Source organism: Candidatus Marinarcus aquaticus (assembly GCF_004116335.1).
Classification (GTDB): domain Bacteria; phylum Campylobacterota; class Campylobacteria; order Campylobacterales; family Arcobacteraceae; genus Marinarcus; species Marinarcus aquaticus.
In genome coordinates this window covers 57,185-81,573 of the sequence record NZ_PDKN01000001.1, presented here as the reverse complement: position 1 = coordinate 81,573, position 24,389 = coordinate 57,185, and the positions used below count along the sequence as shown (strand labels likewise).

Here is a 24,389-nt window from a genome sequence, read left to right as displayed (position 1 = left end):
CATTCAATGCCTCAACACAAAATTCAAGCCATCAAAGAAGAGATATCAAAAGCCATTATTGGTCAAGAAGCGATGATCGATGCCCTTTTAATTGGTCTGTTAAGCTCAGGTCACGTTTTACTTGAAGGGGTACCAGGACTTGCAAAAACCACCACAGTCAAAGCCTTGGCCAATGCATTAGCTTTGGAGTTTAAACGAGTACAATTCACACCCGATTTAATCCCAAGTGACATTATAGGTGCTCAAATATATAACATGAAAACCACCGAATTTTCAATTAAAAAAGGACCCATCTTCACCAACTTACTTTTAGCCGATGAAATCAACCGCGCCCCTGCAAAGGTCCAATCAGCGCTTTTAGAAGTGATGCAAGAAAAACAAGCCACTATCGCTGAAGAGAGTTTTAAAATCCAAGAACCTTTTTTAGTTTTAGCCACTCAAAACCCCATTGAACAAGAGGGAGCATATGCTCTTCCTGAAGCACAACTGGATCGTTTTATGTTTAAAATTGTGGTTGGCTATAATACCAAAGAAGAGGAACACCTTATCGCAACAAAAGCTTCACAAAACAGTTTTGAACCCATCAATGCTGTGTTGACACATGAAGAGTTACAACTGCTTCAAAATGAAGTTCAAAAAGTTCACATGGACAAAGAGTTAGAGAGTTACATCTTAGATATTATTTTTGCAACCAGAGAACCAGAGAAGTATGGATTAGCGCAGTTAAAAGAACAAATACAATTTGGTGCGAGTCCTCGTGCAACGATTGACATGTTTAAGGCCGTTAAAGCCAAAGCTTTTATTCGTGGCAATGAGTTTGTTACACCTGTAGACATTGCCTTGGTGATAAAAGATGTACTACGACACCGTATTATCTTAAGTTATGAAGCTGAAGCGATGAATGTCTCCACAGATAAAATCATTGATACCATTTTACAAACCATTCCTGTACCATAATGCAATACGATTCACAACGTCTTAAAAAGATCCTCATACAGACCAAACGGCAAGTCTTCAGTGAAATACCTGGAGACAATGCCTCTATTTTAAAAGGAGAAGGGTATGACTTTTGTGAATTAAGAGAGTATGAATATGGAGAAGATGTAAAAAACATTGACTGGGTCATCAGTGCAAAGATGCAAAAGCCCTATGTCAAACTCTTCCATGCACAAAAAGAGCTGAACATAGTCATCACCGCCCTCATGAGTGGTTCAATCTTTTTTGGCTCACAACGACTCAAACAAGAGTTGCTAACAGAGATTGCTGCTATTTTAGGCTACTCGAGCATCAAACAAAATGACCCATTTACATCATTTGTTTATAACAGTACTTTACACATCAATACACAAAAAACCAAAAAAATATCCGCTGTTAAAACCATGAGTGAGCAGTTTTTCAACTACGCTTGTCTTGGAAAGAGTATTGACTATGCTGCTTTACAAACAACTTTAGTGAGTCAGATAAAAAAGCGTTCTATTCTCTTTTTAATTGGCGATTTTATAGAGTGCAATGATTTGGATTTAAAACTTTTAAATCGTAAGCATGAAGTGTGTGTGATTATTTTGCGAGATAAATATGAAGAAAAACCAATTGAGTTAGGTAATGTTCACTTAATTGATTCCAATAATTACCGAGCATTTGAAGGTTCAATCTCTCCTTCTTTGATTGCTTCGTATCAAGCTCAAATTAAAAAAGCAGACCATGAGCTTTTTACAAAGCTTCAAAAAAGTGGTATCAAATTTACAAAAATATATACCCATGAAAACCCTATTTCAAAACTCATAGGATTACTGCACGCATGAAAGAGCTAAACTTATACGACATCAAACCTTTGGTTTCAGTACCCGACCTATCTTTGTATGCTTTTATTGCACTTGTTACTATGGCGATTTTGGTGCTTGGATTGATTGCTTATTTAATCTATTCTTTCTTAATTTACAAAAAAAACAGTGAACGACAACACTACTATACCCTATTAAAAAACATTGACTTAAATGATTCTAAAAAGAGCGCTTATGTGATTACGCAATGTGGGTGGAAACTCATACAAACCGATCATGAAAAGAAGTTTTTTTTGCTCTTACTTGAAGAGCTTGAAATGTATAAATATAAAAAAGAGGTGCCCCCATTTTCTAGAACGACCTTGATAAGACTGGAAACCTTTATGGATGAATTAGATGTTTGACATTCAATTTGAATATCCTTATGTACTTCTCTTGATTGCGCTTTTTATTGCGTGTGCTTTTTTGTGTAAAACAAAATTCACTGCATACTACTTTCCCCACATTCAAATCTATCAAAAATCACGAATACTCAACTACCCTTTAACCTCTTTTTTAAAGTGGATTACCATTGTATGTACCCTCATTGCTTTGGCTTCTCCCATCATTCAAGAAGATACACATATCATTAAAAATCAAGGGATTGATATTGTTTTAAATCTGGATACCAGTGCTTCCATGAAAGAGTTAGGGTTAGACAACAATAACCGAACCATGAATCGTTGGCAAGTCACGCGTGATATTGTAAAACAATTCATACAAAAACGTACCTCAGATAACATCGCATTGGTGGTATTTGGAAGCCAAGTCATGATGGCATCTCCTTTAAGTTTTGATAAACAAGCGCAAGCGCAAATTATTGATTATTTGGATATTGGTATTATTGGAGATAAAACGGCGCTTATTGACTCCCTTGCAAACAGTGTGAACATCCTTAAGCATTCACAAGCACACTCTAAAGTAATTGTATTATTAACCGATGGAGAAGACACCGCCAGTCAAATTCCTCTGCAAGTGATTGAAAAACTTCTTAAAAAGCACAAGATCAAAGTTTATACCATAGGAATTGGAGACTTTAATCCTTTGCTTCTTAAACACATCGCTTCTGTATCCAATGGGGCTTCATTTATGGCAAAGAGTAAAAAAGATTTGCTTACCATTTATGAACAAATTGACCAATTGGAAAAATCTAAAATAGAAAATAATAAAATAGTCTTAAAAGAGTACCTCTTTTTCTACCCACTTTTTTGTGCGGTTATGGCACTCATTGGTTTTATTTATTTTAAAAATAAAAATGAGATAATTTAAAATAATCCTTTAATGTGTTATAATAAAGGAACTTATAATAAGGTCATCAATTGGAAAGTTTTGAAGAACGTGTTCATAAAGAGTTAAAATCAAAAAACATCAACAATAAAAACTATTTGTGGTTGATTACTTTCCTTATTTGTGCTGTGAGTATTACTTACTACTCATATACTCATCAAACAGGTGTGATTGCAAAACAAAGCATTGAAAAAGAGTTCACTGTTAAAAACCAAGAGACGCTTCAAGAGCTTTTTAAAGAGCATTTAAGTAATCCTGAACGACGTTATCAAAATGAAGAAAAAGAGCAAAGTCTGTATGATTCTGCGGCAATGATTGTGCAACCTCAACTGCCTGAACACGAACAGATGTTAGAAGAGGATCCAACTTTTGATGCGCATAAAGGACCAGAAGTTGAAGTCAATGACGAACAAATCGCCCAAGCAGATATACCTTTGACCTCTCCAGAAGTACAACAAGAGCAATCCAATATGGCAACGGATACTGCCATTGCCAAAGTTGAAGAACAAAATCGTCTTACAACTTTACCTGCTGTGCAACAACCTCAGATTAAAGTATCCCAACAAGAAGCAGTGATAGAACACCCAATACAAGAGACCTCTCAAAATAACTCTAAAGTGCTTGCACTGCCTAATGAAAAAGAAGCCGTTATTGAAAAAGTGATACAAAAAGATAGCCCAGAAGTTCCAAAAACAGTTGCAATTGTTACAGCGCCTATTGAACTAAAAGAGCCTATTCAAAAAAAAGTTGATGAAACTGCCATTCAAAAAGAAGAAATAGCATTTGTAGAAGAACCCCAAAGAGATTTTGAGTTGATCAAGTGTTATAACCTAAAATCCAATGAATCCGAGCTGACTATTATATGTCAAGATAAAATCAGCAGCTTTTTACAAGAGCATAAATCGGCTTCAAAGTTTGAAGTGATTGGTATCATTGATTTAGTCGATGAAAAAGATGTCATCAATGACACCAAATATAAAAATGTCTATATACTTGGGGAGGATCGTGTTAAAAAAGCCAAAGCTTTTATACAAAAAAACTTAGGAGATAAAGTCTCTATCTTAGAGCAAAACTACACGCTTAAAACCGAGTTAGAGTATCGAGGTGTGGTCATTCGAGCTTACAACTAAACGTTCAGTTGTAAAATCTCTTCAATGACTTGTTTATCTGAAAATGGAAGTTTTTGATCATAAATAATTTGAGTGCTCTCATCCCCTTTGCCTAATACCAATACCACACTTTTTTCATCCGCCATTGCAATTGCTTTTTTAATCGCCTCTTTACGGTTGATTTCTACAATCGTGTTATTTTGGTTTTTAATCCCTTTTAAAATATCTTCAATGATAATATCAGGGTCTTCAAAACGGGGGTTATCACTGGTGACAATAATATGTTTGCTGTAAAGCTCAGCTATATGTCCCATTAAAGGTCGTTTTTCCCTGTCTCGATCACCTCCTGCCCCAAAAACACAAATAATCTCTTTATGCGCAAAACTCTCTAACACTTTTTTCATTCCATCAGGAGTATGGGCAAAATCAATGATGACCAAAGGGTTTTCACTGACCGTTTGCATGCGTCCACTCACTCCTGCAAAATTTTCGATTTCATTACAGATACTTTGTAACGGTTTTTGGGTTAAAATATGCACAGCTGCAACCGCAGCTGTGAGATTATAAACATTAAAAATACCCATCATATTTGATTCAAATGTTGCCGTTTGTTCAAAGTATTGAAGCATGACAGACATGCCCTCTTTAAAAGAGTACGCTTGTACTTTATACGTTGATGGCTCATCCAATGAATAGGCATAGCCATTTTTCACATTGTATTTTACGACCTTATCATCTTTATTGATAAGTTTTGGGGTATCATCTTCAAAAAAGGAGTTTTTTACTTGGATGTACTCTTCGATGGTTTTGTGATAATCCAAATGATCTCGAGTAATATTGGTGTGAATTTTCAGAGCAAACTCTAAACCTTCAATTCGTTTTTGCTCAATGGCATGAGAGCTTACTTCCATTACAAAATATCGACATCCATGATGGATGGCTTCTAAAATATGTGCAAAATTTGTAAGTTGTACGGGTGTGGTTAACGAGTACTCTTCAACTCTTTCATCATTGATAAAAAAGCCTCGCGTACCTTGTAAGGCAACTTTATAGCCCAAGTCCAAAAGCAGTGAATAAATCGCTGCAGCGGTTGTTGTTTTACCATTGGTACCTGTGATACCCACAATTTTTATATTAGATAAATCGATATGGTTTTTCAGTTCACTGCTTGGAATAAATTGAGTACAACCGCTCTTTTTAGCATCCTCTATATAACGTTCATTTTGTTGTGAATAAACAAAAGCATTTTGTGCATTGGCCTCTTTACTGTTATCTGTAAAAGAAGTATCAGTGGTTTTTAGAAACAAGATTTTTCTCTTCTAATTTTTTATACAACTCTTCGATTTTTTGATCATACGAAAAGTACTCATTAAAGCCATCTAAATAACTATATGCAGTGGTATTAAAATCATTATCAATCAATTTTGAAACAAAATCAAAAAAGTCCTCTTTGGAATCAATGGCAACTTTGGTTGAAAACATGATATCTTCAAATGCAATACGAAATGAACCTCGTGATTCAACCAATGCCATAAAATCTTCATATTTAATGGCATCCAATGAATCTATCGTTGTACTGGTAATCTCTTTTAAAATTTGTGTCATTTTTTCATTATCACCATCATACGCATCTACAACATCATGTACATATGCAATGGCTTCTTCAATATTCTTATCTTTTACCACACTAAAATAGTCAAACAAAGAGACCCCTTTTGACTCATCTTCACTTGCAATATCGCAAAAAAGAGCGTACATGGGATACTCTTGGTTTTGAGGGAAAAGCGAGCAGAGTTGACTATATAAAAAGATGGCTTTATCGTACTCTTTTTGAGAGAAGTACGCATGGGCTTCGTTTAACAGTCTGTTCTCATTAATCATTACAGTTCCTCTAATTTCTCTTCCATTCCAATAGGAACATTGATGATCTCTAGTTCTGGATGGATTGCTTCTTTAAGCTCTTTTTCTACAATATATTTAAGGGTGCTCCCACTGGCTGCACACCCTACGCATGAACCTTGAAGTTGAATATAGACCTTTTGTTCTTTTACGGTTATGAGTTGTATGGCACCACCATCACGTGCTAACATGGGTGCAATTTTATCATTAATAATATGCGTCACAGGTGGCAATAAATCTTCATCTGAAAATGGAATCATAATACCTACTTTCTTGTCTTTAATTTCACTAATACAATACCCGCTGCTGTACATGCTAAGATGACAGCAATGGTTTGAAAGATAAATGTTAAGCTTACTGGTTCTGTTAACATCATATCTATTTTTCAATGACTTCCGAGCATCGTTCACACAATGTCTCTTCTTCTGAAGCTGTAAACTTCCAACATCTTGGGCATTTGTGTTTTGAAGCCATGTAGACTTCAAACTCACACCCATCCACTTCAAAGCTCGCTTTAGCTTCACTCTGCTTTGTTTTTAAAACATCACTGACTAAGAACCAATCAGCAGCTTCAATTGCTTCTAATACATGAATTGAATCACTGTTTGTATACAGCTCTAACTCTAATGTTGTTTTAATGGTTTTATCTTTTTTAAGTGTATCAATGGCTTCACTGAATTTCTCTTTTGCATGAATTAAATGTTCTTCATTTAAAGCACTTTCAACCACTGGCAATTCATACGCAGGCAAATCAAAGACATCGTTTGCACTCTCTTTGATAACAGCAGGTGCATACTCAAGCAGTTCATCAATGGTATACGTTAAAATTGGTGCCATTGTGCTGAAAAGCTTCTTAGCAATCATTGCCATTGCACTTTGAGCACCAGTTCTGTGGATCTCATTTTTGCCATCACAATACAATCGGTCTTTACAAATATCCATATAAATACCACTTAAGTCTACGACTAAAAAGTGGTTGAGTTTGTTCAACCCTTTTGAGAACTCATAGTTTGCAAATGCTGTTTCAATCTCATCAAAGACTGATTTGGCTTTGGACAAAATCCATCGGTCTAACACACCCAATTTATCCACACTTACAATTGCTTCTAAATCTGAGACGTTTGCTAAAAGGAAACGTGCAGTGTTTCTGATTTTTCGATACAATTCCGCATTTTGTTTTAAGATGTTATCAGAGATTTTTTGATCATTTTGATAATCACTCATCGCCACCCATAATCTTAAAATTTCAGAACCATACTGTTTCATTATTTTCGCAGGGTCAATTACATTACCCTTTGACTTAGACATCTTTTCACCTTTTTCGTCCATTGTAAAACCATGTGTTAAAATCGATTTAAATGGGGCACACTCACTTGAAGCCAATGTGGTTAAAAGTGAAGATTGGAACCAACCTCGGTGTTGGTCACTTCCTTCAAGATACATATCTGCGGGGAATGTTCCTGCATCATAGTTTCGGCTACGTAAAACTGCATTTTGTGTTGAACCAGAATCAAACCATACATCTAAAATATCCATGGTTTTTTCTAAATCTTCTGGGTTGTATCCACTTCCTGGATAGAGCAGTTCGCTGATTTCTAAATCATACCATGCATCGCACCCTTTTTGTTCAAAAATCATCGCTGTGTAGTTCACGACTTTTTCATCAAAAATGATTTCATCGGTTTTTTTGTTTCTGAAAAAAGCAATTGGTACTCCCCAATCTCTTTGTCTTGAGATGCACCAATCTGGTCGCCCTTCAAGCATCGCTTTAAGTCGATTTCGTCCCCACTCAGGATAGAATTTCAAGTTTTCTACTACTTCTAAAGCGTTCTTTCTGAGTGTTTCATTTTTTTGCCCATACTCATCATCAATAGAGATAAACCACTGTTTGGTTGCTCTAAAAATAATAGGTTTATGTGTTCGCCAACAGTGTGGGTATGAGTGTTTAATGTCTTCTCGTTTTAAAAGTGCCTCTCCTAACTCTTCTAAGATTGGCTCATTTGCTTGGAATACATTCACACCTAAATATTTATCGGTCTCTTTAAAGAGTTTTTCTCGTACAATTGTTTCATCATATTTACCGTATGCATCTACAGGCATGATGACATCAAGGTCATATTTTAACCCGACTTTGTAGTCATCCTCACCATGTCCAGGGGCTGTGTGTACAGCACCTGAACCAGAATCCATCAGTACATGCTCTCCTAAAACCACTTTTGAAGTTCGACCATTGAGTGGATTGATTGCGTTTGTATTTTCAAGTGTTTTTGGATCAATATCTTTTTCAACACTTCCAGAAATCACGCCATTTTCAACCAATGAATTGTAAAGTTTTTTAGCCACAATATATTTATCACTTGTCAGAACATAGGTCTCTTCAGGATTAAGTGCAATCCCTGTATTTGCTGGCAGTGTCCACGGAGTGGTTGTCCAAATAACAATGCTGGCATCCATACTTTCATGTTTGAATGCCACGAAAATAGATGGAGATACTTTATCTTCATACTCAACTTCCGCTTCAGCCAATGCCGTTTGTGCAGCCCATGACCAGTAAACAGGTTTGCTTCGTTGAACCAACAATCCTTGTTTAGCAATGGCACACAGTTCTCTATAAATATTGGCTTCAAATTTAAAGTCCATTGTTAAATATGGGTTGTCCCAATCTGCAATCACACCTAACTGTTTAAACTCTTCTCGTTGGATATCAATGAATTTAGTTGCGTGATCTCGACACAGCTCTCGAAGTTTTGATTTTGGAAGCTCTTTTTTCTTTGCCCCACCAATTTTCTCTTCAACTTTTTGCTCAATTGGTAGACCATGACAGTCCCAACCTGGCGTAAATCGTACTGATTTTCCATTGAAGTAATGATACTTCACAATCATATCTTTTAAAATTTTATTCAGTGCATGTCCAATATGAATATGACCATTTGCATATGGTGGTCCATCATGCAGCGTAAAAGAAGGTGCCCCTTCTCTATTTTTTTTCATTTTTTCATAAACATTGGTTTCATTCCAAAGTTGATATTTCTTTGGTTCGTTATTGGGTAAATTTCCTCTCATTGGGAAATCGGTTTTAGGAAGTAATAAACTCTCTTTGTAATCCATTTTCTAATTACCTTATTGACATAAAATGGGATGATTTTATCTAATTATTGGTTAAACCTTGATTAGAATTCTATTTTGGGTCGATATTACGTTTACCACATCGGGGACAGGGATTTTCAAGCTTGGCATAACAGGAAAAACAGTACATCGTTGTACAATCTTTACAAACAAGTTTACAATGCTTGCATACAAAAATTTTTCCCTGTAAGGATTTTTTCTCTTTTTTTCTTCTAAATAGGTTAAACATTTTGAAAGTATATAAAAATAATTGCAAAATTGGTTTGATGTAAGTTAAGTTTTTCTTATAAATTTGCAAAGTGTTACTATATATAATATTCTCTGGACAAAATTGCTTTTTTCAAGTTTTTCATTTGGGAATTATAATTTTTTTATGATACTATTTCAGGATATATTTAAAATAATAGGAACTGGGAATATGAACGATAAAAATTATGACGTTGTAATTGTTGGTGGTGGTATCTCTGGTGCTGCACTGTTTTATGAGTTAGCCAAATATACCGATGTTAAAAAAATTTGTATGTTGGAAAAATATGAAGCTCTTGCAACTTTAAATACAAAAGGTACAAGCAACTCTCAAACAATTCACGTAGGGGATATTGAGACAAACTATACTTTGGAAAAAGCAAAAATCACTAAAAGAACAGCCAAAATGGTTGAGAAGTTCTGTTTACAATACGGTCTTCAAGACAAAGTAATGTTCTCTCACCAAAAAATGGCTTTAGGTGTGGGTGATAAAGAGGTCGAGTTTATTACAAAAAGATACCATGAGTTTAAAGAGCTTTTCCCTTACTTAGAGTTATGGGACAAAGAGAAACTAAAAGAGTTAGAGCCAAAACTTGTTGAAATGACAGATGGAAGTGATCGACCTGAAAATATTGTCGCAATGGGTGCAAAAGATCAATACACAACAGTTGACTTTGGTAAAATGACTGAAGAGTTAGTCAAACAAGCTCAAGCGTGTGAAGATGTAGTAACCGATGTTTACTTCAACAGCGAAGTTGAAGAGATCAAAAAAACAAGTGATGGATATGAACTTACAACCACTAAAGGGGAAAAATACTCTGCATCATTTGTTGTTGTAAATGCAGGTGCTCACTCACTTTACTTGGCTCATAAAATGGGTCATGGTGAACACATGGGAAGTTTACCAATGGCAGGAAGTTTCTACGTTACAACCAAACACCTCTTAAACGGTAAAGTCTACATGGTTCAAAATGACAAACTTCCATTTGCTGCACTTCATGGTGACCCAGATATTCTATTAGATGGTAAAACACGATTTGGTCCAACTGCGTTAATGTTACCAAAACTTGAAAGATATAAACCAGGTACCTACATTGACTTCTGGAAAACATTAAACTTTGATGGAAACATTGTAAAAATTTTCTGGGATTTGTTAAAAGACTCAGATATTCGAAACTATGTATTTAGAAACTTCTTATTTGAAGTGCCATGGTTAAATAAAAAACTCTTTGTTAAAGATGCCCAAAAAATTGTTCCTTCATTAACAGAGTGTGATATTGAATACGCAAAAGGATTTGGAGGGGTTCGGCCACAAGTTCTTGATAAAGAGAAACAAAAATTGATGTTGGGTGAAGCTTCAATTGACACAGGGGATGGAATCATCTTTAATATGACGCCAAGTCCAGGTGCAACTTCTTGTTTAGGAAATGCTGAACGAGACATTCATAAAGTATGTGATTACTTAAAACTAAAATTCGACGAAAAACAGTTCTTAGCTGATTTAACAGAATAATACATCATATATAAGGTACAAAACGTACCTTATATATAATCCTCTTTCCCCTTTTTTTAACCCCATTTTTATTATAATAGTTGCAGAACATATATAGAGGAGAGCATTATGTATGATGACATTTTCAACCAAGAGGATATGCAACGTCTGCAAGACATCTTACGAAGTAATAAAGAGACAATAACAACTGCTGAATCGTGTACGGGTGGATTAATAGCATCCATGATAACAGAACTCTCTGGATCATCTGATGTATTTAATGGCAGTATCGTTTCATACTCCAATGAAGTTAAAATGAGTGAATTGGGAGTAAAACAAGAGAATCTTGAAAAAGATGGGGCGGTTTCTGTTTCAGTGGTTGAAGATATGCTCGATGGAGTTAAAGCTAAGTTTAAGGCACAATGGGCGATTGCAGTCAGTGGTGTGGCTGGTCCAACAGGTGGAAGCCAAGAAAAACCAGTCGGAACCGTTGTGATTGGAATAAGTATTCCCAATGCCCATAAAATCGTAGAGGTTCACCATTTTGATGGAAACCGTAAAGAGGTGCAAATTCAAACGGCAAAAATTTCTTTAAAAAAAATAATTAATTTGCTCGAAAAACCCTTGACAAATTAAAAATTATTTAATATAATTCCACTCCATTTTGAAAGAGCGACCCGTTAGCTCAGCTGGTAGAGCATCTCCCTTTTAAGGAGGTGGCCGAAGGTTCGAATCCTTCACGGGTCACCATATCAAAATTTAAAGAAGATTTAATAATACCTTTGCTATTATTTCATCCCTTTAGAAAAGGTCGATTAGCTCAGTTGGTAGAGCGCTACCCTTACAAGGTAGATGTCATAAGTTCGAGTCTTATATCGACCACCATAATTAATAATGGCCCCTTCATCTAGCGGTTAGGATTCATGGTTTTCATCCATGCCACAGGAGTTCGAGTCTCCTAGGGGTCACCATTTTTTAAATTGTGCGGCTGTAGTTTAGTTGGTTAGAATGCCTGCCTGTCACGCAGGAGGTCGCGAGTTCGAGTCTCGTCAGCCGCGCCATTTAATTTTTTCTTTTATTTGACCCGTTAGCTCAGCTGGTAGAGCATCTCCCTTTTAAGGAGGTGGCCGAAGGTTCGAATCCTTCACGGGTCACCATTCATATTGAGCATTATTTATTCGTGGCCCCTTCATCTAGCGGTTAGGATTCATGGTTTTCATCCATGCCACAGGAGTTCGAGTCTCCTAGGGGTCACCATTTTTTGAATCTGTATAGGTTCTTTCAAATGCCTTTGATTTCAAATCTATTTTTCTAAAGCAGTTTAGAAAAATTACGATTTTCAGGTCGATTAGCTCAGTTGGTAGAGCGCTACCCTTACAAGGTAGATGTCATAAGTTCGAGTCTTATATCGACCACCATAATTGCAAGCGGGGATCCCGCTTTTTTTTTGCAAAATTTGTGCGGCTGTAGTTTAGTTGGTTAGAATGCCTGCCTGTCACGCAGGAGGTCGCGAGTTCGAGTCTCGTCAGCCGCGCCATTTTTGTAACACTTTTTTTTAATCCCCTTTTTCTTATTATCAAATAACCTCTTTTTTAATCACAATAAGCTATTCTTATTCTTACTATTTTTAAAGGCCCTTGATGATTAAAGTAAAGAGTATCTATCAACTCATTGTTTACAGTATTATTTTTATTATTGTTTTGATTTCATTTTTTACATTTATTATTATTACCAACGCCTTTACTGAATTGCAAGATAAAATCAAAATGATTGAACAAAATAATCTCACCAAACAAAAAATACTCATCAAAGAGGACATCACTAATACTATACAGTTTATTCGTTATTATCATGAAAAATACAAAGGCAAAAAGAGTGAAGTCATTATTCAAAATGAGGTTTTAAAAGCCTTAGATGAGATGAAAGCCTCTAAAAACATCAATGACTATACCTTTATCTATTTGTTCGATGGTACATCTGTTTATTATCCTGCAGTTAAAGAGAGAATTGGAGAAAACCTCTATGAATTTACAGACCCTAATGGGATCAAAGTCATCAAAGAGCTCATTGACATCTCTCAAAAAAAAGAAGGAGGTTACATAAAGTACCTTTGGTATAAACCTGCACGAAAAAAAGATATTAAAAAAATCTCCTATGCCATCGCTTATGAACCTTGGAATTGGACAATTGGGAAAGGGGTCTATTTAGATACCGTTGAGCAAATTGTACGGCAAACACAAGACCAATACGATGAAAAAATCTCAAACTATGTGCTTCAAATTACATCACTGACGATTCTTCTAATTTTATACTCCATTTTTATTTATAAAAATGCCACCATTTTGATTGCTAATGAAGTAAGAGAGATTGGAAAGTACTTTAAAGAGTCTCAAAACGAAGATAAACCTTTTAACCACAATAAGATTTTGTTTACTGAGTTTAGAACCATTGTAAATTATGCCAATGATGCCATGACCAGTATCAAATATCGTACACACTTATTGGAAGATTTAAATAAAAGCTTAGAAGAGAAAGTCAATGAAAAAACGCAAGAACTCACCGATATTTTAGAGGCTCAAAAACAGTTTTTAAAAAAAGCAGTGCATGAAATTAACACCCCTCTTTCAATTATACAAACCAATATTGACCTACTTCGAATGCAAAACAGCGATAATATTCATATACGAAACATTGAATCAGGTTCAAAAATCATCAACACTATTTATGAAGATTTAAGTTACATGATTAAAAAGAACCGAGTAGTTTATACCAAAACACACATCAACTTCTCAGAATACTTGATGTCACGTATGGAGTTTTTTAATGACATTGCTCTGTCCAATCAACTCTTTTTTGTTACAAACATACAAAGGGATATTGTTATAGAGTTTAATGAAACCGAACTGCAACGTATCATTGACAATAACATCTCTAATGCCATTAAGTACTCTTTTAAAGAGTCTCCTATTTATATCAAACTCTTGCAGGATGCACAATACGTCGAATTTCAAATTAAGACACATTCAAAAACCATTTATGATATCAATAAAATATTCAACAATCAGTTTTACAGAGAGAATCAAGTCAAAGGAGGCTTTGGTTTGGGGCTTAAAATTGTCAAAGAGATTTGTGATGATAATTCAGTTATAATTGACGTAGAATCTCACGATGACGAAACAAAATTCACATATAGGTTTAAAACATATGAAAATACTCCTTCTTGAAGATGAATTGATGTTAAATAACTCTATCAATGAGTATTTAACCAGCATTGGTCACCAAGTGACAAGTTTCACCGACGGCCAAAGTGTCGTAGAAAACATTGACAACAATTATGATTTGTTGATCTTAGATATCAATGTGCCCAATTTAGATGGGTTTGAGATACTTGAAACACTCAATAAAAACAAAATCTTTATCCCCACAATTTTTATCAGTGCATTAAATGATATTGAAGATATCTCAAAAGGCTATGAACTGGGATGCAAAGAGTATTTAAAAAAACCGTTTCACCTTGCAGAGCTGGGGATTAAAATCAATCAAATTCTCAAAAGTGAACAAAAAAACACCTCACACATGAAGTTTTCAAAAAACTACTCTTACTCCAAAACAGAAAAAACACTCTATTTTAATAACGAACCACAAAATCTGACCAAAAAACAGCTCGATATCATTCATATTTTAGCACTGAATATCAATATGATTGTTGATTTTGAGCGATTCAGAATTGATGTTTGGGAGGGAGAAGACATTGATAATCCCACCATTAGAGCTGAAATTTCGCGTCTTAAAAAATCACTAAAAGAAGACTTTATTAAAAATATCCGAGGACTTGGGTATAAAATTGACAGATATTATTCTGCCTAATTAAACCCTTAAAAGTGACCATTTTACGGTCACTTTTGAGAATTATTCTTCACATATTTTTCAAAAAAATCAAAAAAAAATCAAAAATTTTGTTAATGCTACCCAATTGCTATTTACATCCTTTATACTTCTCTTGTTACTTTAGTGATAAGTGAATAAACAGTTTGTTGACTTATCAAGTATAAACTAAAAAAGGAGAAAAGATGAGTCCAGAAAAAGCTCAGGCTTATTGGAAAGAAAATATTGCAATGATTCTTAAACTACTTGTAGTTTGGTTTGTTGTTTCTTTCGGTTGCGGAATTATTTTTATTGAACAACTTAACTCAATTGAGATTTCAGGTGTTAAGTTAGGATTTTGGTTTGCACAACAAGGTGCAATTTATGTTTTTGTTATTTTGATTTTTGTTTATGTTAAAGCAATGACATCAATTGATGAAAAATATGGCGTGCACGAGTAGGAAAGGAAAAACATGGAATTACAATCATTAATTTACCTATTCGTAGGTATCTCATTTGCAATTTATATCGGTATTGCACTTTGGGCAAAAGCGGGTTCAACTAAAGATTTCTACGTAGCTGGTGGAGGGGTTCACCCAGTAGCAAACGGTATGGCAACAGCGGCAGACTGGATGTCAGCGGCATCATTTATCTCACTTGCAGGTATCATCTCTTTTAAAGGTTCAGATGGTGGTGCATATTTAATGGGATGGACAGGTGGATACGTTCTACTTGCTATGTTATTAGCTCCTTACTTAAGAAAGTTTGGTAAGTTTACAGTTCCTGATTTCGTTGGGGACAGATACTATTCTGACGTTGCGAGAACCGTTGCAGTTATCTCAGTTATCTTCGTATCATTTACATATGTTGCGGGACAAATGAGAGGGGTTGGAATCGTATTTTCAAGATTCTTACAAGTTGATGTTAACACTGGTGTAATCATCGGTATGGCAATTGTTTTCTTCTACTCAGTTCTTGGTGGTATGAAAGGGATTACATATACTCAAGTTGCACAATATGTTGTTATGATTTTCGCATACATGATTCCTGCGATTTTCTTATCATTACAAGTGACTGATACATTCTTACCACAATTAGGTATTTTTGCACAAACTACATTTGAATTCAATGATGGTGTACGAGCGATTCCTGAAGGAACCTATCTCTTACATGCACTGGATCAATCAATTGCTGATTTAGGTTTTGCAGAGTATACACAACCAGGTAACTTATGGAACATGTTCATGTTAACTACAGCATTAATGCTTGGTACTGCTGGTCTTCCACACGTTATTGTAAGATTCTTTACAGTTCCAACAGTAAAAGATGCAAGAGTTTCTGCTGGATGGGCGTTAGTATTCATTGCAATTATGTATACAACCATCTCTTCTGTTGCAGCTTTCTCAAGAGTTAACTTAATTAAAAACGTACAAAACGTTGAATATAAAGCATTCGTTAACGGTGAATTAACTCACGCTGATGGTACTCCAAATGATGGACGATGGTTCAAAACTTGGGAACACGGTGGATTATTAGCATGGAACGATAAAAACGGTGACGGTAAAATCCAATATGCTGCTGGTGCTGCATTCAAAGGTAAACCAGCATTTGATGGTGAAAATGTTGCAGAAGATGGACACAGATTAACTACAAATGGTGTTCCAGCTGAAAACAATGGAAAAATCGAAAACGAACTCTATGTTGATAGAGATATCATGGTACTTGCTAACCCTGAGATTGCAAACTTACCTAACTGGGTAATTGCATTCATCGCAGCTGGGGGTCTTGCAGCAGCACTTTCTACTGCAGCAGGTCTTTTACTGGTAATTGCTTCTGCAATTTCACATGACTTATTAGGTCAAGTTATCTTTAAAGATAAAACTACGGGTAAATCTACATTAAATGAGAAATCAGAGTTAATGTGGGCCAGAATCTCTGCAATCGTTGCTATTTGTATTGCTGGTTACTTAGGAATTAACCCTCCAGGTTTCGTTGCACAAGTTGTTGCATTCGCATTTGGTTTAGCAGCAGCGGCATTCTTCCCAACAATTATCCTTGGGGTATTTGATAAACGAATGAACAAAGAGGGTGCGATTGCTGGTATTTTAACAGGTCTTATCTTCACATTCGGATACATTGTATACTTCGTATTCTTGGGTGGAGACAAAGCAGATTACTTCTTAGGAATTGCTCCTACAGGTATTGGTACAATCGGTACAGTGTTACACTTAATCGTAGCATTTGTTGTATCTCGAATGACACCAGAACCACCACAAGAAGTTCAAGACTTAGTTGAGTCAATCCGACTTCCAAACAATGCTGGTGAGGCACACGATCACTAAGCATTACTTGCCAAGGTATGTCTCTTCGGAGACACCTTTGGTACTATTTTTTATATTAAGTCTTTAGGTATTGTACGCGAACCTTTATCTAAAAACTTAGTATAAAAAATAGTATCTCATTACTATACAAAGGTCTTATATGAGTCTACGAGATCAAGAAGCATTTTTATCCAACATTCACCCTTTTGAAGTATTAAGCCATGACCAGATGAATATCTGTATTAAAAACATGGACATTGCATACTATCCTAAAGATACCGTTTTAATGAGTCCAGAAAAAATTTCTGAAAACTTTTTTATCATCATCAAAGGCATTGTACATGAATACAATGAAGAAGAGATGGTCATGGACTTTCATCAAGAGGACTCTTTTGATGCCAATTCACTCATTTATGGTCAAACAAAACACACCTTTAAAGTCTATGAGGATTTGATCTGTTATGAACTGAATAAAGCAACATTCTTAACACTCATTGAACAAAACCCAGAGTTTAAAGACTTTTTCTTAAACAACTTGGTCAATAAAATTCAAGTACTGAAAAACAAAGAGTTCACCTCTGAGCTCTCTTCTTTTATGATTGCACGTGTGGATGATACTATTATCCATGAAGCGTGTATGGTTGAGGAAGGCACCAAACTTTTGGATGCCATTGAACAATCAATCAATTACAAAACTTCCACCATTATTGTAAAAATGAATGGTGATTATGGGATTATCACTGATTCGCTTTTAAAGATGAAAGTGTTGCTTCAAGGTCGAGATTTAAATATTCCTGTAGAAGAGATTGCGATTTTCCCTCTGATTTCTGTACAAAAAGACGATTATTTATTTGATGCATTTTCAGTCTTAATTAAACGAAATATTAAACGAATTGGGGTTAAAAACTCTCAAGGAGAAATGGTTGGGGTTATTGAACAAATTGATGTCCTTTCACACTTTGCCAATCACACCTATGTTGTTGATTCAAAAATTAAAAAAGCCAAAACCATTGAAAACCTCAAAGAGGCGAGCAATGATCTGATCAATACCATTAAAACACTCAATGCCAAAGGGGTGAAAGTTCACCATATTTCCAACTTGATTGGTCAGTTAAACTTAAAAGTTTATCGAAAATTGTATCAACTCGTTGTTCCTGAAGAGCTTCAAAAAGATGCTTGTTTTATTGTAATGGGAAGTGAAGGAAGAAATGAACAAATCATCAAAACGGACCAAGACAATGCCTTGGTGGTACGTGATGGCGTTGATGTTGAACAATATCGACCATACATGGAAAAAACCACACAAATTTTGCTTGATTTTGGTTACCCTCCATGCGAAGGCAACATCATGGTCTCCAATCCATTTTGGTGCAAAAATGTCAGTGATTATAAAAAAGAGACGGCCAAATGGATTGAAGCTCCGGATATGCAAAACTACATGGACTTAGCCATTTTTTTTGACTCGTTTGCGGTGGGTGGAAATAAAGAGTTGTTGATTAATTTAAAAGATGATTTGTTTAATAAACTGCATGACAAAGATGTCTTTATGGCCTACTTTGCACGTGCAACATTGACCTTTGATACGCCAACAAAAATTGCAAACTTTATGACCAAGTCTCACAACATTGATATTAAAAAAACAGCTGTTTTTCCAATCGTTCAAGGGATTCGTAGCTTGGCATTACGTGAGAGAATTCGAGAAACAACCACCGTAAAACGTATTAAAATTTTACTTCAAAAAAAGGTTTTAAGTGAAGAGTTGGCTAATGAACTCATTGAAGCATTTGAAGTGGTCAATACTTTGCGTCTTAAATCTCAGCTTATTAAACTGCAAGATGGCAAAGAGATTGACAATAACATTGACACTCACACTTTGGGAAAAATTGAGAGAGATTTACTCAAAGACAGTTTCAGTATTGTCAACAGCTTTAAAAAGTTTATTACCTATACATTTAAAATTGATAAGATTTCATAATGATACAAAGTCTACTTAGAAAATGGAATCTCTCACGACTTAAAGATAAGAAGTATCTCTACTTATTTGGGGAAGAACCCAAAGATGAGTATGTCTGTTTGGATTGTGAAACCACTGGGTTAAATCCTAAAAAAGATGAGATTCTCTCTATTGGGGCAGTGTTAATCAAAGAGAATCGAATCATTATGAGAAAAACCTTTAATGTTTTTGTCAAACCTTCAAAAAATGTCACAGCTGAATCGATTAAAATTCACCAAATAAGACCCATAGATTTGGAAAATGCCATTACTCCCAAAGAGGCCATTTTAGAGCTGCTGGAATTTATTGGTTCACGACCTATTGTGGGATATTACATCAAATTTGATATGGCCATAATCAGTAAATATACCAAACAAATCATTGGAGTAAAAATTCCTAATCGCATGATTGAAGTCTCATCGATGTATTTTCGTACACGACACAGACACTCCGAATACGAGTTTGTCGATTTAAAATTTGATACCATTATGAAAACCCTTAATATTCCTGAACTGGGAAAACATGATGCACTTAATGATGCCATTATGACAGCCATGATGTTTTTAAAACTTCGTGAAATGACCCCTGCAAAATCGACTTTTTATGAAGGCTAAAATCAACATATAAACCACTTTTTTAAAATGCTATTTTAATGCTATTTTTCTTGACATTAATCTTACATTTTCTGTTTCAATTGGTTACAGACAAGGTGACCAAACTTAACTTCTCCTGAATATATTCGAAAGATTCTACAGAATAAATTTATAACTGTATAATATCAATTGGTTTTACTTAAATGCTATTTTATTGCTATAAAAAGGCTCTTGTCTTATAATCAGACTTTTTTAATTAAGCTTAAAAATGCTTTAAGTTGATAACAGAAATGCTTAAGGTTTCAAGGAACCTTAAGAATATATGGAGGAATGTATGAACGACGAACTAGTCCAACGGATTCGATCGAATCCTAAGTACCAAGAATTGGTCAAGAAAAGAACGGGCTTTGGATGGAAGCTTGGTATCTTTGTACTTGCAATGTACTATATTTACATTTTAGTAATTGCGTTTAACCCAACTGCTTTGGCAACGAAGTTAAGCGATGAAGGTGTAATGACAATTGCATTTCCAATTGGAGCAGGTATTATTATAGTTAGTTTTATTACGACTATTATCTATGTTGTTAAAGCAAACGGAGAGTTTGAAGATTTAACAAATCAAGTTAAAGAAGATGTAAAGGATGCGTTATAATGATAAGATTAACACTACTTTTTACACTGTTTGCAGTTTCACTTTTTGCAGCAGGGGATGCAACATTTGAAGCAACGAAGAGAGATCTTAATATTCCAGCAATTATCATGTTCTTTATTTTCGTAGGTGCAACATTAGGTATTACGTATTGGGCAGCAAAACGAACAAAATCTGCAAGTGATTTTTATACCGCAGGTGGAGGAATTTCTGGTTTCCAAAACGGTATGGCAATTGCGGGGGATTATATGTCAGCAGCCTCTTTCTTGGGTATTTCAGGATTGATTTACTTACAAGGATATGATGGATTAGTTTATGCGGTTGGATTCTTAGTTGGTTGGCCAGTTATTCTGTTTTTAATGGCTGAAAAATTAAGAAACTTAGGTAAGTTTACATTCATTGATATTGCAGCTTACAGATTGGGTCAAAAAGAGATTCGTACACTTGCAGCATTTGGTTCACTCTCTGTTGTAACACTTTACTTAATTGCTCAAATGGTGGGATCAGGAAAATTGATTCAAGTTCTGTTTGGTTTAGAGTATGAATATGCAGTTATCTTAGTTGGTATCATGATGATTATTTATGTAACTTTTGGTGGTATGCTTGCAACTACTTGGGTTCAAATCATCAAAGCAATTTTACTTCTTTCAGGGGTAACATTCATGGCATTTATGGTGCTTAACCACTTTGGTTTCAGTTTTGAAGCATTGGCTGCAAAAGCTGTTGATACGCACACTAAAGGTCAAGCATTGATGGAGCCAGGGGGATTGGTATCTGATCCTATTTCTGCCATCTCTTTAGGTATTGCATTGATGCTGGGAACCGCAGGTTTACCACACGTACTTATGAGATTTTTTACAGTTGGTAATGCAAAAGAGGCTCGAAAATCAGTTGTTTATGCAACAGGATTTATTGGTTACTTCTATTTAGTTATTGCGGTGATTGGTCTTGGAGCAATTGTATTCTTAAACTCTCCAGCAGGTGCAGAGTTCTTTGAAAATGGACAACTGTTCGGCGGGAATAACATGGCAGCCATTCACTTATCTAAACTTGTAGGTGGAGATGTATTCTTAGGATTTATTTCTGCAGTTGCATTTGCTACCATTTTAGCGGTGGTTTCTGGACTGACACTTGCAGGAGCATCTTCAATCTCTCACGATATCTATGCGTGCGTTATTAACCCAAAGGCATCTGAAGAGCAAGAGATTAAAGTTTCTAAAATTTCTGTTATTGTTATTGGGGTTATTGGGGTTATCCTTGGAATTGCATTTGAACAACAAAACATTGCATTCATGGTTGGTTTAGCGTTTGCTATTGCAGCATCAGCAAACTTCCCAATCCTTTTCTTATCAATTTATTGGTCTAAATTAACAACAAGAGGCGCATTCATCGGTGGATTCATCGGATTAATGACTGCAGTTATTCTTGTAATCTTAGGACCAACCGTTTGGGTAAGTATTTTACACAACGAAGAGGCAATCTTCCCATACAAATACCCAGCACTGTTCTCTGTAACAGCTGCATTTATTGGTATTTGGTTCTTCTCAATTACTGATAAATCAGGACGTGCAGAAGAAGAGATTAAAGCGTTCGAAGCACAAAGTATTCGAGCAGAAACTGGAATTGGCGCTGCAGGTGCAGTTGACCACTAGTCACACTTATACTAAAGAGAGTTTTCTCTTTAGTATTTCTTATAATTAAAATTTCTCTATATTATATTACTGAAGCCTATATTTACACTCTCATTTTTTACTTTTTTACACAATATTTATTTTTAAACTTTAATTGTGTTACTTTTCTACATTCATGACATAATTTTTACATTTTTGTAAACTCATCGCTTGGGAATGAAAATTTTTTGCATGTATAATCAATGAATTTTTAATGATGCTATGCTCATGCTACGTTTTATTAAAAATAGATAAGTCAAACATCTTCACAAGGGAGCACAGTGATGAAAGACGAATTAGTTGAAAGGATTGAAAACAATCCGAAATATAAAGAGTTGATTTCAAAGAAAAACAGCCTTGGAATCAAATTAGGTGTCTTTGTTTTAGTGATGTTTTATGCATACATCTTAACCATTGCATTTAACAAAGAGCTTTTGGCAACCAAAATTGCTGATGGAATGAGCACTACAATTGCATTTCCAATTGCATTGGCTATTTTAGTAATCAGTTTTCTTACAACATTGATTTATGTAAGAAAAGCAAACGGTGAATTTGAGGATTTAACCAACGATATCAAAGATGATGTAAAGGATTTAATCTGATGTTAAAAATAGTATCAATCTTAGCACTGTTTTGTGCAACACTGTTTGCAGCTGGTGATGCCAGTTTTGAAGCAACAAAACGGGAATTAAATGTTCCAGCAATTATCATGTTCTTTATTTTTATTCTTGGAACATTGGCATTAACATATTGGGCAGCAAAAAAGACCAAATCAGCCAGTGATTTCTATACTGCTGGTGGAGGAATTACTGGTTTTCAAAATGGTTTAGCCATTGCAGGGGATTATATGTCTGCTGCAGCATTTCTAGGAGTTTCGGGTCTTATTTATTTAAAAGGGTATGATGGTGTTATTTATGCCGTATCATTTCTAGTAGGTTGGCCTATTATTCTGTTTTTTATGGCTGAAAAACTCAGAAACCTTGGTAAGTTTACTTTTGCAGATATTGCAGCATACAGATTGGGGCAAAAAGAGATTAGGACTCTGGCTGCTTTTGGAACACTTTCAGTGGTTGTTCTGTATCTGATTGCACAAATGGTAGGAGCAGGTAAACTCATTCAAGTTCTGTTTGGTTTAGAGTATGAGTATGCCGTTATTCTTGTTGGAGTTATGATGATTATTTATGTGACCTTTGGTGGAATGTTAGCCACAACTTGGGTTCAAATCATCAAAGCGTGCCTTCTTTTAACTGGAGTTTCATTTATGGCGGTTATGGTGCTTTATGCATATGATTTCAACTTTGAATCACTGGCTGTAAGTGCAAGCCAAAGTCATGAAGCAGGTGAATCTATTTTAAGTCCAGGTGGATTTATATCTGATCCAGTATCTGCTATTTCATTAGGAATGGCATTGATGCTAGGAACTGCTGGTTTACCACACGTTCTTATGAGATTTTTCACTGTAGGTAACGCAAAGGAAGCTCGAAAATCGGTGGTTTATGCAACAGGATTTGTGGGGTATTTCTGGGTGATTATTACCATCGTTGGATTTGGTGCGATTGCATTTTTAAACTCAAATGAGGGTGCACAATATTTTGTGGATGGAAAACTCTTTGGTGGAAACAATATGGCCTCAATTCACCTTTCACACATGTTGGGTGGAAATGCGTTTTTAGGGTTTATCTCAGCCGTTGCTTTTGCTACAATTTTAGCTGTGGTTTCAGGGCTAACCCTTGCAGGTGCAAGTGCGATTTCACATGACCTTTACTCAAATGTCATCAATCCACAAGCAACCGATGAGCAAGTGGTTAAAATTTCACGAATCACGGTTATTATTGTTGGAATTGTTGGGGTTATTTTAGGAATTGCATTTGAACAACAAAACATTGCATATATGGTGGGCTTGGCATTTGGTATTGCTGCATCAGCAAACTTCCCAATTTTGTTCTTATCTATTTATTGGCGAGGACTTACAACAAGAGGTGCTTTTTTAGGTGGTCTTGCTGGATTGGTTACAGCTGTTACACTTGTAATCATTGGGCCGATTGTTTGGGTACAAATTTTAGGAAATACAGAAGCATTATTCCCATACAAACACCCTGCACTCTTCTCCGTAACCGTTGCGTTTGTTGCGATTTGGTTCTTCTCTAAAACCGACAATTCTCAAAGAGGAAAAGATGAAAAAGAGCTCTTCAGAGCACAAAACGTACGAGCAAATACAGGTATTGGTTCAGCTGGGGCAGTTGACCATTAATGATACATTACTAAAGAGATTTTCTCTTTAGTAATTATTTAATTAATTATTAATTAATTTTATATTGTT

General features: G+C 35.4%; 21 protein-coding genes and 8 tRNA genes. 25 read left to right on the top strand and 4 right to left on the bottom strand.

Annotation, left to right across the window (positions count from 1 at the left end):
• The first annotated feature begins 6 nt into the window (after window positions 1–6).
• The 5 genes from CRV04_RS00385 to CRV04_RS00365 are packed head-to-tail and all read left to right on the top strand — an operon-like array spanning window position 7 to window position 4,237.
• Window positions 7–957, top strand: a complete 951-nt coding sequence (locus CRV04_RS00385; RefSeq protein WP_128994643.1) for an AAA family ATPase — start codon at window positions 7–9, stop codon at window positions 955–957.
• Window positions 957–1,802, top strand: a complete 846-nt coding sequence (locus tag CRV04_RS00380) for a DUF58 domain-containing protein (RefSeq protein WP_128994642.1) — start codon at window positions 957–959, stop codon at window positions 1,800–1,802. The genes CRV04_RS00385 and CRV04_RS00380 overlap by 1 nt, the downstream gene beginning before the upstream one ends.
• A complete protein-coding gene (locus tag CRV04_RS00375) occupies window positions 1,799–2,185 on the top strand; it encodes a hypothetical protein (RefSeq protein WP_128994641.1) in 387 nt (128 codons plus the stop codon). The genes CRV04_RS00380 and CRV04_RS00375 overlap by 4 nt, the downstream gene beginning before the upstream one ends.
• Window positions 2,178–3,089, top strand: coding sequence for a vWA domain-containing protein (locus tag CRV04_RS00370; RefSeq protein WP_128994640.1), 912 nt, complete (start codon window positions 2,178–2,180; stop codon window positions 3,087–3,089). Before CRV04_RS00375 ends, CRV04_RS00370 begins: the two co-directional genes overlap by 8 nt.
• A gap of 50 nt (window positions 3,090–3,139) precedes the next feature.
• Window positions 3,140–4,237: a hypothetical protein gene (locus tag CRV04_RS00365; RefSeq protein WP_128994639.1), complete on the top strand. Its 1,098-nt coding sequence runs from the start codon at window positions 3,140–3,142 to the stop codon at window positions 4,235–4,237.
• On the opposite strand, the gene CRV04_RS00360 is transcribed toward CRV04_RS00365, so the two are convergent.
• The 4 genes from CRV04_RS00360 to ileS all read right to left on the bottom strand — a co-directional run bounded on the left by CRV04_RS00360 (window position 4,234) and on the right by ileS (window position 9,223).
• Window positions 4,234–5,523 (bottom strand): UDP-N-acetylmuramoyl-L-alanyl-D-glutamate--2,6-diaminopimelate ligase, encoded by a 1,290-nt coding sequence (locus CRV04_RS00360; protein ID WP_128994638.1) that lies wholly within the window; start codon window positions 5,521–5,523, stop codon window positions 4,234–4,236. The genes CRV04_RS00365 and CRV04_RS00360 overlap by 4 nt on opposite strands.
• The gene (locus CRV04_RS00355) at window positions 5,504–6,097 is read right to left on the bottom strand and encodes a tetratricopeptide repeat protein (protein ID WP_128994637.1); all 594 of its coding nucleotides are present in this window, start codon (window positions 6,095–6,097) and stop codon (window positions 5,504–5,506) included. Before CRV04_RS00355 ends, CRV04_RS00360 begins: the two co-directional genes overlap by 20 nt.
• A complete protein-coding gene (locus CRV04_RS00350) occupies window positions 6,097–6,375 on the bottom strand; it encodes a NifU family protein (protein WP_128994636.1) in 279 nt (92 codons plus the stop codon). Before CRV04_RS00350 ends, CRV04_RS00355 begins: the two co-directional genes overlap by 1 nt.
• A gap of 118 nt (window positions 6,376–6,493) precedes the next feature.
• Window positions 6,494–9,223, bottom strand: coding sequence for an isoleucine--tRNA ligase (gene ileS / locus CRV04_RS00345; RefSeq protein WP_128994635.1), 2,730 nt, complete (start codon window positions 9,221–9,223; stop codon window positions 6,494–6,496).
• A gap of 436 nt (window positions 9,224–9,659) precedes the next feature.
• On the opposite strand from ileS, the gene CRV04_RS00340 reads away from it, so the two are divergent.
• From CRV04_RS00340 to CRV04_RS00245, 20 genes are all read left to right on the top strand, one after another.
• On the top strand, window positions 9,660–11,000 hold the full coding sequence (locus CRV04_RS00340; RefSeq protein ID WP_128994634.1) for an FAD-dependent oxidoreductase: 1,341 nt from the start codon (window positions 9,660–9,662) through the stop codon (window positions 10,998–11,000).
• Window positions 11,001–11,108: 108 nt separating this feature from the next.
• Window positions 11,109–11,615: a CinA family protein gene (locus CRV04_RS00335; RefSeq protein WP_128994633.1), complete on the top strand. Its 507-nt coding sequence runs from the start codon at window positions 11,109–11,111 to the stop codon at window positions 11,613–11,615.
• Window positions 11,616–11,653: 38 nt separating this feature from the next.
• Window positions 11,654–11,729, top strand: a tRNA-Lys gene (locus CRV04_RS00330).
• Window positions 11,730–11,788: 59 nt separating this feature from the next.
• Window positions 11,789–11,864: transfer RNA gene (locus CRV04_RS00325), tRNA-Val, on the top strand.
• Window positions 11,865–11,875: 11 nt separating this feature from the next.
• Window positions 11,876–11,950, top strand: a tRNA-Glu gene (locus tag CRV04_RS00320).
• A 13-nt stretch (window positions 11,951–11,963) separates the two neighbouring features.
• Window positions 11,964–12,040 (top strand) — tRNA-Asp (locus CRV04_RS00315).
• A gap of 20 nt (window positions 12,041–12,060) precedes the next feature.
• Window positions 12,061–12,136, top strand: a tRNA-Lys gene (locus CRV04_RS00310).
• 25 nt (window positions 12,137–12,161) lie between these two features.
• Window positions 12,162–12,236: transfer RNA gene (locus tag CRV04_RS00305), tRNA-Glu, on the top strand.
• Window positions 12,237–12,321: 85 nt separating this feature from the next.
• Window positions 12,322–12,397: transfer RNA gene (locus CRV04_RS00300), tRNA-Val, on the top strand.
• Window positions 12,398–12,439: 42 nt separating this feature from the next.
• A tRNA-Asp gene (locus CRV04_RS00295) sits at window positions 12,440–12,516 on the top strand.
• Window positions 12,517–12,619: 103 nt separating this feature from the next.
• The gene (locus CRV04_RS00290; RefSeq protein ID WP_128994632.1) at window positions 12,620–14,203 is read left to right on the top strand and encodes a cache domain-containing protein; all 1,584 of its coding nucleotides are present in this window, start codon (window positions 12,620–12,622) and stop codon (window positions 14,201–14,203) included.
• Complete coding sequence (locus CRV04_RS00285) at window positions 14,184–14,846, top strand: response regulator transcription factor (RefSeq protein ID WP_128994631.1); 663 nt, start codon at window positions 14,184–14,186, stop codon at window positions 14,844–14,846. Before CRV04_RS00290 ends, CRV04_RS00285 begins: the two co-directional genes overlap by 20 nt.
• A gap of 203 nt (window positions 14,847–15,049) precedes the next feature.
• Complete coding sequence (locus CRV04_RS00280; RefSeq protein ID WP_128994630.1) at window positions 15,050–15,304, top strand: DUF4212 domain-containing protein; 255 nt, start codon at window positions 15,050–15,052, stop codon at window positions 15,302–15,304.
• A gap of 12 nt (window positions 15,305–15,316) precedes the next feature.
• The gene (locus tag CRV04_RS00275; protein WP_128994629.1) at window positions 15,317–17,185 is read left to right on the top strand and encodes a sodium:solute symporter family protein; all 1,869 of its coding nucleotides are present in this window, start codon (window positions 15,317–15,319) and stop codon (window positions 17,183–17,185) included.
• Window positions 17,186–17,324: 139 nt separating this feature from the next.
• Window positions 17,325–19,139, top strand: coding sequence for a DUF294 nucleotidyltransferase-like domain-containing protein (locus CRV04_RS00270; RefSeq protein ID WP_128994628.1), 1,815 nt, complete (start codon window positions 17,325–17,327; stop codon window positions 19,137–19,139).
• A complete protein-coding gene (locus CRV04_RS00265; protein WP_128994627.1) occupies window positions 19,139–19,771 on the top strand; it encodes a 3'-5' exonuclease in 633 nt (210 codons plus the stop codon). Before CRV04_RS00270 ends, CRV04_RS00265 begins: the two co-directional genes overlap by 1 nt.
• A gap of 301 nt (window positions 19,772–20,072) precedes the next feature.
• A complete protein-coding gene (locus CRV04_RS00260) occupies window positions 20,073–20,402 on the top strand; it encodes a DUF485 domain-containing protein (protein WP_336470498.1) in 330 nt (109 codons plus the stop codon).
• The gene (locus tag CRV04_RS00255; RefSeq protein WP_128994625.1) at window positions 20,402–22,051 is read left to right on the top strand and encodes a cation acetate symporter; all 1,650 of its coding nucleotides are present in this window, start codon (window positions 20,402–20,404) and stop codon (window positions 22,049–22,051) included. The genes CRV04_RS00260 and CRV04_RS00255 overlap by 1 nt, the downstream gene beginning before the upstream one ends.
• 302 nt (window positions 22,052–22,353) lie before the next feature.
• Entirely contained in the window at window positions 22,354–22,671 is a 318-nt protein-coding gene (locus CRV04_RS00250) for a DUF485 domain-containing protein (protein WP_128994624.1), read from the top strand.
• Entirely contained in the window at window positions 22,671–24,320 is a 1,650-nt protein-coding gene (locus tag CRV04_RS00245) for a cation acetate symporter (protein WP_128994623.1), read from the top strand. The genes CRV04_RS00250 and CRV04_RS00245 overlap by 1 nt, the downstream gene beginning before the upstream one ends.
• The last annotated feature ends 69 nt before the right edge of the window (window positions 24,321–24,389 follow it).